10 protein-coding genes are annotated in these 12,497 nt (G+C 54.5%); 6 read left to right on the top strand and 4 right to left on the bottom strand.

Translation table 11 applies throughout. From position 1 onward, the window contains the following. Together VFU50_15420 and VFU50_15425 are read right to left on the bottom strand one after the other, a co-directional pair. On the bottom strand, positions 1–527 hold a 527-nt coding region (locus VFU50_15420), incomplete at its 3' end, for a Gfo/Idh/MocA family oxidoreductase (protein HEU5234251.1). Between the two features lie 54 nt (positions 528–581). Beyond that, a complete protein-coding gene (locus VFU50_15425; protein ID HEU5234252.1) occupies positions 582–1,424 on the bottom strand; it encodes a class I SAM-dependent methyltransferase in 843 nt (280 codons plus the stop codon). A gap of 765 nt (positions 1,425–2,189) precedes the next feature. On the opposite strand from VFU50_15425, the gene VFU50_15430 reads away from it, so the two are divergent. The 6 genes from VFU50_15430 (at position 2,190) to VFU50_15455 (ending at position 7,623) form a co-directional block, all read left to right on the top strand. Continuing rightward, on the top strand, positions 2,190–2,420 hold the full coding sequence (locus VFU50_15430) for a hypothetical protein (protein HEU5234253.1): 231 nt from the start codon (positions 2,190–2,192) through the stop codon (positions 2,418–2,420). A gap of 406 nt (positions 2,421–2,826) precedes the next feature. After that, positions 2,827–4,374, top strand: a complete 1,548-nt coding sequence (locus VFU50_15435) for a glycosyltransferase family 39 protein (protein HEU5234254.1) — start codon at positions 2,827–2,829, stop codon at positions 4,372–4,374. 151 nt (positions 4,375–4,525) lie between these two features. Further along, positions 4,526–5,503 carry an ABC transporter ATP-binding protein gene (locus VFU50_15440; protein ID HEU5234255.1) on the top strand — a complete coding sequence of 326 codons (978 nt, stop codon included), beginning with the start codon at positions 4,526–4,528 and terminating at the stop codon, positions 5,501–5,503. Further along, a complete protein-coding gene (locus VFU50_15445; GenBank protein ID HEU5234256.1) occupies positions 5,500–6,276 on the top strand; it encodes an ABC transporter permease subunit in 777 nt (258 codons plus the stop codon). Before VFU50_15440 ends, VFU50_15445 begins: the two co-directional genes overlap by 4 nt. Beyond that, positions 6,273–7,154 (top strand): hypothetical protein, encoded by an 882-nt coding sequence (locus VFU50_15450; protein ID HEU5234257.1) that lies wholly within the window; start codon positions 6,273–6,275, stop codon positions 7,152–7,154. The genes VFU50_15445 and VFU50_15450 overlap by 4 nt, the downstream gene beginning before the upstream one ends. 10 nt (positions 7,155–7,164) lie before the next feature. Then, on the top strand, positions 7,165–7,623 hold the full coding sequence (locus VFU50_15455) for an N-acetyltransferase (protein HEU5234258.1): 459 nt from the start codon (positions 7,165–7,167) through the stop codon (positions 7,621–7,623). A 60-nt stretch (positions 7,624–7,683) separates the two neighbouring features. On the opposite strand, the gene VFU50_15460 is transcribed toward VFU50_15455, so the two are convergent. Both VFU50_15460 and VFU50_15465 read right to left on the bottom strand, forming a co-directional pair. Beyond that, positions 7,684–8,316, bottom strand: a complete 633-nt coding sequence (locus VFU50_15460; protein HEU5234259.1) for a protein-L-isoaspartate(D-aspartate) O-methyltransferase — start codon at positions 8,314–8,316, stop codon at positions 7,684–7,686. A gap of 88 nt (positions 8,317–8,404) precedes the next feature. Further along, complete coding sequence (locus tag VFU50_15465; protein HEU5234260.1) at positions 8,405–12,493, bottom strand: translocation/assembly module TamB; 4,089 nt, start codon at positions 12,491–12,493, stop codon at positions 8,405–8,407. Between the last annotated feature and the right edge of the window lie 4 nt (positions 12,494–12,497).

The raw sequence follows: 12,497 nt of genomic DNA on the forward strand, positions 1-12,497 counted from the left end.
CCTAAGGGAAGGTCATCGTACCATTTTGGAAGTCGCCGTCTAGGGTTGCTAAACTGGACTGCGTTGATCGCCAGGATCTCTCCCATTTTTCCCTGCTCAAGCTCCAAACAAAGGCGGCGAGTAGAGCGGGCGAATTGAAAGTTATGAACGATCGCAAGCCTTCGATCCTGCTTAGCCGCTAGGCTCACCATTTGCTCACCCTCAGCCACCGACATGGCAAACGGCTTTTCGGTCAAGATGTGTTTCCTGAGCTGCAAGGCCTCGGTTACAACTGAAAAATGACTCATCGGTGCAGTCGCCACAGTAATGACATCGACTTCTGATAACCAATCGATGTCGCTCAGGACAGATGTCTCTGCAAATCTTGGGTAGCCTCTGCGATCCGCCACCCTCTTCGCAATGCCAGGTGTGTGATCAATGACACCAATGACTTCAAAGTCTTCGCTCCGATCCAGTACCGGCAAATGCCTGTGGAGCGCCACCCATCCCAAGCCAACTGCTGCTACCCGTATCTTTTTTAGAGGCACAGCGTCCTCAGACGATTCTGAATACTTTGCCGAAGCAGGTTCGCGCGAACAGCACTAGTTGTCTGTATGAGCATCTGTGCCCTTTGTTGCCTCGATTAGCAAACAGCCACAAACAGAGTTGGTGCTCTTGAAACCGAAATCCATGACGGCCGCAACGGATTTTGCGATTACACGTGGTAGTGTCAGCGCAGAATTACGGATACCGAGTCTCCTCTGCAGTTCGATCGGCTGTTTCCTCTTCCGCACGAACTGATAGAGAATCCCACTGGTAAGGCGCGCGATCAATTCCCATCTACGCAATTGGTCTCGACTTAAATAACCGTGGTGGTGGATTATGTTTAATCCCCTCGATCCCAAATGGTCAGACCAGTCTCCTATGCCCCAATATCGCAAATGGGCACACCGCTCGTCAGTGTCACGGAGGTATGATTCGCGTTTTCCAAATAGGGGTCCTTTTAGACAGTCGTGAAAATCCGGCCCCGGAACGGTGAATAGGAAACGACCGCCACACCGAAGTACACGCGCAATCTCCGACAAGGAGAGATGGATGTTCTCTAGGTGTTCGAGAACTGAATTCGAAAACACAAAATCAAAAGTGCTATTTTCAAAAGGTAGGCTGTTGGCTGTGCCCGTCAATACTTGGCGATAAATACCCCGCTTTCTCGCAATTGAGCTCTCCTTCGCATCAATATCAATTCCAACTAAATTACGTGAACCAACGTGGCCGATCAGAATAGACGTCAAGTGCCCATCACCGCAGCCAAGATCTAAACCGATCCCGCATGGCAATCCGTATCGAATGACCTCTTCGATTTCAACAGCTCGCCAATAATTGGTTGCAGGTTGGCTGGGAGCTTGCATCATGAACTCGGCTAAGAGCTGCTTGCGATTTCCCATTTGGTCTTATCGCCGCCTAAGTCCAAGGATGCTTAGGAAAAAGCTGCTGAAGACGATCTGGGTTCCGAAAGTCAGACAAAACACGGCAGGCATGACGACTCTCATCATTTGAACCGGATTCAAGGCGCCGAAACTTTCCCGAACCCAGTGAGACATTGCCCAGATGGAGGCGCTCAGACCTATTGCTATCAGAAACCCGCCGACTACCAAGCCAGACTCTAAATTGATCCAGCGAAATGCACGCGTAAGCCGCGGATCCTTAGGCAGCAACCCTTCCGTGATTGCGAATACTTTCGTGAAAGTCGCGAAAGTGATCAGCTGAAATCCCAAAAGTACAGAAATGAAGGCGTACAGCAGGGTGTGTACATCGAAGCCGATGCCGTGAAACACGCGGGGTCCTGGGAGTAACAATGCACAGCCTATAAGTCCGGCAGCCACAAGCAAGATACCTGGATATAGAAAGAGCCACCGAGGGCTGTACATCAGAAGAAATCGCAGATGTCGCCAGCCATCTCTCCACGTACGCAGATGAGGTGGGCGGCTCCGCCCATCGCGAGATAGTGTAGTTGGTACTTCGGCAACGTTCATTCCGAGAAGGCTTGCCTTCACTACCATCTCGCTGGCGAATTCCATTCCGGTGGAACGAAGATCCATGCGCTCGACAGCTTCCTTGCGAAAGGCGCGTATTCCGCAGTGGAAATCGCCACATTGGGATCGGAAGAAGAGTCGTCCTACCCAGGTTAGAACTGGGTTTCCAAGATAGCGGTGAAGGAACGGCATAGCTCCCGGCCGAATCTCGCCGCGGAAGCGATTGCCCATAACGAGATCAGCACCAGCGTGCAATGGCTGAAGAAAATGATCGAAATGAGTGACGTCGTAGCTATCATCGCAGTCAGCCATGAGGATGTAATCCGCGCGAGCGGAGCGAATACCTGCGCGCAGAGCGCTCCCGTAGCCTCGTTCCGCTACTTCGACGATGCGAGCCCCTTCGCTTGACGCAATGTCCTTGGACCCATCGGTAGAACCGTTGTCAGCAACAATCACTTCCCCGCGAACATGATATTTGCGCAGCGCCTCAGTCGCCTTTCGGACGCAATTTCCTACAGTTTCGGCTTCATTCAGGCAGGGAAACACAATTGATAATTGGGGTCGGGCGTCTCGATCCGCGGAGAGCGGAACCCGAAGCCGATATTGGACTTCATCAACTGTGGAATTCATGGACCCGGAGCTGCAACGATTCGGAGTTGGTCCCGGAGAGGACGTTGATGCCGAGTCTACGACAGGCTGCCCCTTAACTGAGTACGATCCCGAGCACCTATATGGTTACGACGGTACTTGCTCTTTCGGACCAAGCGGATCTCAACGGCACCCTAATTTCCAAGGCATAATGAAGAAAATCCACATGTCCAGCACGACAGCTAAGGAAATTTTCGCGGCGACCTTCGGCACGATCGAAGGCAAACGGAGCTCATCTGTCGCTGCACTTGATCGAAGCAGGGTGGAGCAAGTCACTCAAACCGTCGCACGCATCGCTTTAACGTTTGCACTAGCTTTCTCCGTCACCGATTGGTTTTCGGGGATCCGATCTCCGCTGTGGCTCGATGAAACAAACTCCTACTGGTCCATAAGTCAGGGCTTTGGAAAGATCTGGGCGCACCAGGGCCTCGCCTTTCCTATTTACACGTACGTTCTCTGGTTCACTAAGACTCTATTCGGGTCCTCTGAAGTCGTGCTGAGGCTGCCTTCAGTCTTCGCGATGATTTCTGCGGCGTACGTCTTGTATTGCATCGCGAGAAGATTCTTCGAGTGGGACGTAGCCGGAATCGTAACCGTCATTTTCTGCGTTCATCCATTTGTGTCGTTTGCCGCAATTGACGCGCGGCCATATGCATTCGCGACGCTCGCAGTCAACTGCTCTATCCTGGCTCTGCTGCGATGGATGGAGAGAAATACCACAGCGAGAGCGACTACTTTCGGAATCGCGCTTGGCAGCGTCTTCTACTTTCACTATCTCTTCAGTGTCATCCTGGGTGCTCTCGCGATCGTTTTTGTCGTATTCAAACGAAGAGAGTGGAACAGTTACCAGCGTAACTTCGCGATCTCAATGCTACCCTTTGGCGTGATGATGTTGCCAGTCATTCCTCGCGTTCTATGGATAGCCCAGACGACGCAGTCGCATGTCTACCTCGGGCTTCCGCGGCCCGCGGATCTATTCATAACAGTAGTTCCTGGCAATGTTGGTTCGGTATTTGTAGGTGCCGTATTCATCGCTGTGATTGTTGGGAAGTTAGGAGCACCGGAACATGAGCACCGAGCCACGATTCCTGCTTGCTTGGTGTTGGGGCTAGTCCCCCTTTTGTCTTTGTACGCAGTCAGTTTATACACGCCGGTGCACATCTTCGCGGAGCGCTACAGACTCGTCGCTTTACCCGGAGTCGCGCTCTGTTGGGGATTGCTGGTCAGTCGTCTCAATTCGAGGGTTGTGCGAACCATATTCTGCCTTGCATTGATTGCATTCACGTTTAATGAGTTCCCCGGCAAAACTTGGAAGAGCCACGGGTTTTCATGGAAAGACGCGTTGAATGTTGCGGATGCCAGCGCTGCCACAACTCATGCTCCCCTGTTGATCTGTAGCGGGCTGCGCGAATCGAGTTTTCGTCCGATGCCTACCACGGACATTGCGCAGAGTGACTTATTCGCACCCCTCAGCTACTACAAAGTCCATGCGCCAGTGGTGCCCCTTCCACGCGACTTTAATCAGGAAACGAAACGGCAAGTGACAAGTTTTCTTGCGACCGCTATTCCCAATCGCGAGCGATTCCTGGTCGTCGGTCATACTGAATCTGAACAAACCACTAAATGGATCACGAGTGAAACGGCGACGAGCTACCGGACGAGAGAGTTGGGGACATACGACGGAATGACGGTTACTGAATTCGTGCCGCGCTAGATCATCGTTTGCAGATGTGATTGGTGATCGGCGACGATGTTGATGTGATGCCGTTCCAGGTGTTTGCTAGGGTAACAACAAACCTTTGCATCAACTCATACCCTGCGTTGCGGAATTGATATCGCTGTGCTAGGTGTTTTGTAGCGAAGCTATGCTTGCCCTCGAGATCCTCGAACTAGAAAAAACATACACGGTTGGCTTTTGGCGGAAGACCAAAAAGGTTGGGCTTAAGCCATTTCATTTGGAAGTTCCGGCCGGAGAAGTTTTTGGTTTTCTTGGACCGAATGGAGCTGGAAAGACCACTACTCTCAAGCTCCTGATGGGGCTGACCTTTCCTACGGCGGGGGCCGCACGCATTCTTGGGCGCGACTGGCGCGATCCGGCTATTCGTGCGCGCATCGGATTCCTGCCTGAGCAGCCTTACTTCTACGATTACCTCACCCCGACCGAATTGCTCGATTACTACGGCACGCTGTCGGGGGTATCGGCTGCCGACCTACGCATTCGCATTCCTAAGCTGCTGGAACGTGTAGGGCTCGCGGAACACGCTCGAGTCCAACTGCGAAAGTTTTCCAAAGGGATGCTGCAGCGCGTCGGCATCGCCCAGGCGGTTTTGCATGAGCCTGAAGTGGTGTTTCTTGATGAGCCCATGTCTGGACTCGATCCAGTCGGTCGGCGCGAAATTCGCGAATTCATTCAGGCGCTTAATCAGGAAGGCAAGACCGTCTTCTTCTCAACGCACATCCTGGCGGACGCGCAGGCGCTTTGTCATCGCGTATCGGTGTTGAACCGTGGGGAATTGCGCGGAGTCGGCGTCGTGGCGGAGCTTCTGGGCAAAGCGCGAAAGCGATTTGACGTGATCTGGGACATCGCTAACCCGCCCGCTACCGCGAACGGTACTGACCCGAAGCAGGTCGCTGCGGTGACTCCCAAATTGGAAGCCATCGGCGTGAGTTGTCACGCGGCTGGGGATACCATTCGCGCCACCGTTGAAGAGGCGAAGCTGCAGGATGTGCTCAACATCGTGCGCGCCCCTCATGCTCGCCTCATCTCGGTGAATCCTGTTGGAGGCTCTCTCGAAGAATTTTTTCTGGAGCGTGTTGCAGACCGACCGGAGGCGCGCCCGTGAGCAGCCGTCTTCGAGCAGTAGCTTTCAATACCTTTCGCGAGGCCGTGCGCGACCGCGTTCTTTACAACCTCATTCTGTTTGCGCTCTTGCTAGTTGCGTGCGCACCGCTTATCAGTGAGATCTCGGTTGGAGTTCAGCGCGTTCTGCTGATCAATCTGAGTTTGACAGCGATTTCCATTTTTGGAACTGTAATCTCAATTTTTGTTGGAATCAGCCTCGTGTCGAAGGAGATCGAGCGGAAGACGCTGTATCCCGTCTTGGCTCGTCCCATCGGACGCGGAGAATTCATCGTCGGCAAATATTTTGGACTGGCCGGCACGCTTGCCGTGAACACGTTGGCGATGACCGTGGGTTTCTATCTCGTGCTATTTCTGATTATGAGGAATGTCGCGGCTGCCGACGCGAATGTACTGATCGCGATTTATTTTCTGCTTTTACAGTTCCTGGTTGTGATCGGATTGGCTTTGCTGTTTTCGTCGTTCTCGTCGCCATTGCTTTCTGCTTTGTTTACTCTGGCGCTCTTTGTGGCGGGAAGTTTTGCGCAGGATCTGCGCGGGTTTGCGGAAGCTGCCCACGGCGTGACCAGATGGTTCTCCTGGGCGGCTTCGTACATCGTGCCGAATCTGGACCGTTTGAATGTAATCACGCGTGCCGCCCACGATGAGAAGATTTCAGCAGTCCTGGTCGGGTACAACACCATTTATGCGCTCTTGTACTCGTGCGTGGCGGTAAGCGCGGCCACGCTAATTTTCTCGCGCAGGAATTTGAAGTGAGTCGACAGTCCACAATCGTCACTTCTCTGCTCCTCATCGCGTCGTTTGTTGCGAGCTGTTTGGTCTTGCAGCGCGTAGAGGCGTCGTACCCCAGTTCTTCGTTGGAAGACGTGCTGTTTATCTCGTCTCCCCAGTTTCTGAAACGCGCGAGTTTAGGGTACTCAGGCTTGCTCGCGGATATCTATTGGATGCGCGTCGTCCAATATTTCGGCGCCAAGCACCTGCGCAATTCGATGCAATACAAAGCACTGGCTCCGCTGCTTGATATCACAACCACTCTCGATCCACATTTAATCGTTGCCTATGAGTGGGGCTCGACGTTTCTGCAGCAGCCTCCTCCGAGCGGCGCCGGCGACGACGAAGCCGCAGTGGCTTTGGTACGCAAAGGGATTGAGAACAATCCGAATAATTGGCATCTCTACATGACCCTCGGCTTCATTCAGTACCAGGGAATGCACGACTATTTGGCGGCGGCTAAAACGTTTGAAGAAGGCTCCCATGTTCCCCACGCGCATCCGGCGCTCAAGGTGATGGCGGCGAAGATGCTGACCGATGCAGGCAGTCTGGACACGGCGCGATTCATGTGGCAGAGCATTTATGATCAGTCGACAGACAAGGACATACGGCGCAACGCGCAGTTACATCTGGCCTGCCTCCTTGTCGATCAGGAAGTCCCGGAATTGGAATCGCTTGTAGATCGTTTTAGAGCGAAATTTGGCCGCAATCCGACTTCCTGGCGAGAGTTGATATCAGCTGGCGCTCTTCGCGGAGTGCCGCTCGACCCCACTGGTCAACCCTATGTGTTGGGAGCTGACGGAAAAGTGACCGTATCGGATCCTAAGAAGCTTCCTTTCATTCATCAGGGAAAGCCAGCGTAGCGGGCTCGCAATGCCCGAAATACGCCAATATCGGCCCGACGATTTCGAACAACTTTGGGCACTCGATCAGGCCTGCTTTTCTCGAGAGATCGCATATTCCCGTGACGAGCTTGCGTATTACTTGAGAGCGCCGCGAGCATTGTGTTTCGTGGCTGAAGAAAACGGCGGGCCGATGGGTTTCATTTTGGGTCATCAACAGCGTGGAGGCGTGGGACACGTAGTAACCCTCGACGTTGCTCCTCAGGTCCAGCGAAGCGGCTTGGGATCAATTCTTATGAAGAAGCTTGAAGCCGGCTTCGCAACATTGGGCTGCGACTCTCTAATCCTTGAGGTGGCAGTAAACAATCATCCGGGCCTGAGCTTCTATAAAAAGCACGGTTTTAGCGTCGTAAAGACCTTGCGGCGCTATTACCCCGGTGGTCTCGATGGCCTGCTGATGGGCAAAAAGCTGTCGACGCCAGTCCCTTAAGTCGTTAGCTCTGCGGGTAATCAGATTTGTTGCAGCAGGAGGCGGATTTCCGCTCGTTATTTACTCGCGAAATCCCTCCTGACCGATGAGCGGCACGAAGGCGCAGCCGTCGAGGCGAGCACGAAAAATTCCATCCCCGCTTTTTCTTACAAGAATTAAATCCTGTAGTTCTCGGCTTCCCACTGGCAGAACCATTCGTCCGCGTTCTGCAAGCTGCTCGACGAGAGCTGGAGGGATTTCTGGAGCGGCGGCGGAAACGATGATTGCATCGTAAGGAGCTGCGGGCGAGTATCCGACCGTGCCGTCGCCAACGACGATTTCGAAGTTCCTATAGCCGAGGCGTGCGAGGTGCTGCTGAGCCAATTCGGCGAGCGGAGCGTGGCGTTCGATGCTGATCACGCTCTGGGAGAGTTCGCAAAGCAGCGCAGTCTGGTATCCGGAACCGGTTCCCAATTCGAGTACGCGATCTTCAGGCCTCAATTCAAGCGCCTGAAGCATTGAAGCGACGATATACGGCTGGGAAATGGTTTGCGAACATCCGATGATCAACGGTCGGTCCTCGTAAGCATGTTCCTGCAGCTCAGGAGCCACGAATTCTTCACGTGGAACCTTGCGCATAGCAGCAAGAACAGCTTCGCTCGCGATTCCGCGCGCCTTGAGCTGGCGCTCGATCATGAGCTCGCGAGAGTCCATAGCGGACAGGTTACAGGGAACAGGGGACAGGGAACAGGGTTACGAATTGGTTTCCCTGTTTCCTGTAACCTGTGACCTGTTCCCTCACTTATCTCTTTCGCTGCCGAACGCGCAGATCGATTGCGAGCACGCCGGTGTAGTCGCGGACGGCGACCAGGGAAACGTTTCTGTTGATGTTGTACTCAACCTGCACGACTTCTTGCGCGTACTGCCCGAGGTTTGTCAGGTAAGTCACGGTCAGGTCCTTGGAAATCTGCTGCTCGACGGTCAGGCGCGCGTTGGGATTCCCTTCTGTTCCGCCCAGATTGGGATCAATCTTGATGCGGCTAATTCCGAACAGCTTTTGTACGCGACTGCTCACGGCAGCATTTAATGCTTCTCCCAAAATGGCACTCGAAGCGCTTTGGGCGAAGGTCTCGCCGGTTGCCGCTTGAGATCCTTGTTCGGCCTGAACTTCTGTTTCCTGCCGCGTGCGACCGAACGCGAGCAGGGCGATGATGTCTTCCGACGGCAGAGGGGGCTCGGAGCGGTAGGTAATGTTCAGCTTGTCGGGGGTACCGTGGAAGCCCAGAGTAATGTCGTAATCACGTACGCGCGCGGACGCCTCCACATTGATGACAGGCTCAATGCGCACCGGGTTAGCAAACACCACGTCGCCGCGTTCGAGATGGTAAGTAGTACTGTTGAAGGTAATATCCCCTTCGGCAATACTCATCCGTCCCATGACGGACGGCCTTGCTGCCGTGCCTCTCAGCCGAATATCGACGTCTCCTGAGAGCCGCGCCATCGAGGTTTCGACGCGCAGCTCGGGCGTAGAAACTATGTGGACATCAAGTCGAATGTTATCTACGAGCGAATTCGGATTGGGAGGAGCAGGCGTCTGCTTGGCTCGTTGTACATACGTCGCAAGGTCAAATTGCGGAGTGAGTCCGAACTTGGTAATCGTGACATCGCCCGAAAGTACCGAGTTCTGTGCCGTTCCCACCAGCCGCAGGTCCGCCGTCGCTTGCGAACTTACGCCTTCTGGGTAGCGAATGCGAATGTCGTGTCCGGTCGCATTTAAGTCGAAGAACAGGCCGTTGGCGTAAGTGATATAGCCACCAAGCACTAGATCGCCACCGCCGCTCTTTGCCGTAAGCGTCTGCACGCGCAAGCGATTGGTGTCGAAGGTAAGCGTTCCGTTAATGGCGCTGAGCCCATTGGGAAGATTGGTCAATGAAACGTTTCCGTCCGCAATCTGCACGTTGCCGGCGAGCGATGGCGAATCTACCTTCCCGGTGGCGTTCACCGTAAATGTCACCTGGCCCGAAGACGAGAGATTGGAGTTGAAGCTTTCGAGGATGGCAAGGTTTAGATGACCGTTTCCATGCAAATCGAGCCGCTGCGTGCCGGTAAGCTCCACACTTCCCGATCCGGTAATGTCGGTGTCTGTTCCCACGATGTGCAGTTGATCGATCTTGGCCGTCCCATTGCCAATTGAGAATCGCAGAGGCCCCTCATTGCGCAGCCTGAGATTCTGAATGTCAGTCGCGAACTGATCGATGTCACCCGTGACGACAACTTCATTCGGGTGCTTCAACGGACCGCGCAGGGTGAGTTTGCCGGACATCGACGAATGCCCGGTCAACTTGCCGGGCAGATACACTCTCAGGAGCGGATCAAAATCGAGCTTCGCCAAATCGAGATGCAACTCAGCCGGCCAGTCCCCGCGCACGGTGATGTCTCCTTTGAGATTCGCCGACGCGATCTGAGTGTTTGCGCGCGCCTCGACGTGAAGGTCTGCTCCGCGGGTAACCGCAGTGCCTACGAGGTCGCCTTCCTGCTCTCCGCCAAGCACGAGATTCTTCACAGTAATCTGCGCGTTCAGTACCGGCTGGTGGATTGTTCCTGATCCCGCAACCGTAAATTGAGCGCGGCCGCCCACCGGCAGTTTCTTGTTTTGCAATCGCCCGATGTGAGCGAGATCGAAGTCATTCCCGGTCAGATTCAACGTAAAACTTTGGGAGGTGAGATCGTAGGTGGCTGCACCGGTGACGTGTCCACCGTTTTGCTGGAATGATATGTTGCGAAAATCGAGCTGCCGGTTTCGCAGTTGGGCATCGGCAGAAAGCGACCGAAACGGCTCTCCGTAGACGGATCCGCCCGTGACTTGCACATGTCCTCGGCCGCGAAGATCCTGTTCTGTCCCGGACAATGTGACTTGAGCGGCGAATGTCCCCGTTATGGGATAGCTGGTTCCAACGATGGTCTGCCAGCCGGCAATGTCATTGTCGAGCAGTCTTAAATGTGCCTCAATTGGTAAGTCGGCTGCGAATAAGCCATCGCGCAGATTCGCGCTGGCGGTTCCCAGAATTTCAGCCTTTCCGTGCTTCAGAACAATGTTGCGTGCCGAAATGGAATTCGGCGAATAATTTATGTCGGCATCCAAAGAATCCCATCGCAGCAGTTGTCCATTCCGGGAGGCTGCAGAAGTCCTTTCCCCACCCTGAATCTCGGGATATGAAGGCACTAGAGTGTCGAAGTCAGCAGCCTGGATGTGCCCGTGAATCGCAGGCGAGGCCAGCTTTCCTGTGGCCGTGCCGTTGAACGAAGCTTGTCCATGTACAACGGCAGGCAGCGTTTGTGTTTGAGCGCCGAAAGCGTGCATCACCGGCTCAAGATCGGCGAGATCGGATGTGTTGACCGAGAGCTTCAGTTGGGACTCGATTCCGATTGCGCCCGTGGCGTTCAGTCGCGTCATACGAGTGGCGAGACTGAGGCCGGTGACGTCGATGCGCTCATCGCGCCCGTGATAGGTAACTTGAATCAGTCCGCGTAAAGGTAGCTCGGATGGTTGTACAAACGCCGGCGATTCCGCGTTCAGATCCACAGTCGCGTCAGCAAGCTTGGGCGAACCAGTCCAGCGAACGGCGACACGACCTTGCGCCCGAGAGGCGATTTGCAAGCGGTTTACCGGACTCTTTGCCGGAAGCACTGCACGCAAGGCCGTCCCCAACTGCATTCCTGATACAACGAGCTGAACGGATCCTTCCACTGGTTTGGTCGCAAGTTTTCTGCGCGGTCCGGTTCCTATTTCCGTTTTGGGAGCGAGTTTGATCCAGTGCAGCAGACTTGCTCCGCCATTGAAGCTGCCCCCCAGTGCTCGTCCGTTCAATTTCGTGATCGTTATTCGGTCGACGTCGATGGTGTAGTCCGAAGTTGCATCGACGTCGGCCAGACGAAGCTCGGGTCCCGAGTAGGAGCCGTTTGTCAGTTTGAGGTGTCCTGAACTGAAGAAATCTTCAGATGACCGATAACGCAGCGTCCCACCGAACTCGGCGGCGCCGTCGCGCAGTTCCGCTATGCCGAGAGCGTTTCCAAGAGAGCGCAGCTCAACAGTTCCGCTGTACGTTGCATCAATCCGCGGATTCCGCAGATCGGTCACAGTTCCCCTTGCCTGCACTCGCGATTTGCCGCTGGTCCATTGCAGGGAGCTTACGTGGATCGCGTTCTTCTGGATGGTGAAATCCGTTTGCCCTTGCGAGAGGACCTGCTCGGCTCCCGCGCGCTGCAAACGCACTTGGCCGAATTGAATGTGAGTCTTATAGCCGTTCTCTGGAGCGGCAACGTACGCCATGCTCGCAGCTATACCGTTCGCCTCGAGGTCCAGCGGAATCCGCTTCTCGTTCAGCACAAGCTCTCCATCGACGATGCGGAGATGATCGGCACGCAAGGCGAACAACTGTTCGAGTTCGCCATTCGAGGTCTGTTTGATCTTCGGTTGCGGCTGATTCGTGCTTCCGTCGGGATAGACGATCAGATGAATCACCGGATGCTCGACATCCAGTTCACGCAACCCTAGCTCCCGGCGAAAGAAGCTGATGACCTTCAATGTGACATGGGCATGATCGAAATGCGCATAGGGAATGTCGCCCGGCTTCTCCTTCCCATAAATGGTTAAGTTGCTCACGTCGGCCTGCAGCCCGGATAAGCTCCAGGTGATGCTGCCGACCTCAACCTTTCCGCCCGTGACCCGTTCAAGCTGAGCGACAATTTCGCTGCGAACCATCTCGCGAAATGAGTTGCTGTGCACATAGCTCAGCGCGGTGATGATCGCGCCTATGATCATCGCAGCTATCGCTCCGAGCACGATCCATCGGCGTCTGCGTGAAGGGGACGTGATCGGATCGGCGGTCATGTGG

This window comes from Terriglobales bacterium (genome assembly GCA_035764005.1).
Classification (GTDB): Bacteria; Acidobacteriota; Terriglobia; order Terriglobales; family Acidobacteriaceae; genus Gp1-AA112.

Coding starts and splice junctions, on each gene's coding strand:
- VFU50_15425 (HEU5234252.1), bottom strand. CDS start 1,424: ATGGGAAATCGCAAGCAGCTCTTAGCCGAGTTCATGATGCAAGCTCCC.
- VFU50_15435 (HEU5234254.1), top strand. CDS start 2,827: ATGTCCAGCACGACAGCTAAGGAAATTTTCGCGGCGACCTTCGGCACG.
- VFU50_15440 (HEU5234255.1), top strand. CDS start 4,526: ATGCTTGCCCTCGAGATCCTCGAACTAGAAAAAACATACACGGTTGGC.
- VFU50_15455 (HEU5234258.1), top strand. CDS start 7,165: ATGCCCGAAATACGCCAATATCGGCCCGACGATTTCGAACAACTTTGG.
- VFU50_15460 (HEU5234259.1), bottom strand. CDS start 8,316: ATGGACTCTCGCGAGCTCATGATCGAGCGCCAGCTCAAGGCGCGCGGA.
- VFU50_15465 (HEU5234260.1), bottom strand. CDS start 12,493: ATGACCGCCGATCCGATCACGTCCCCTTCACGCAGACGCCGATGGATC.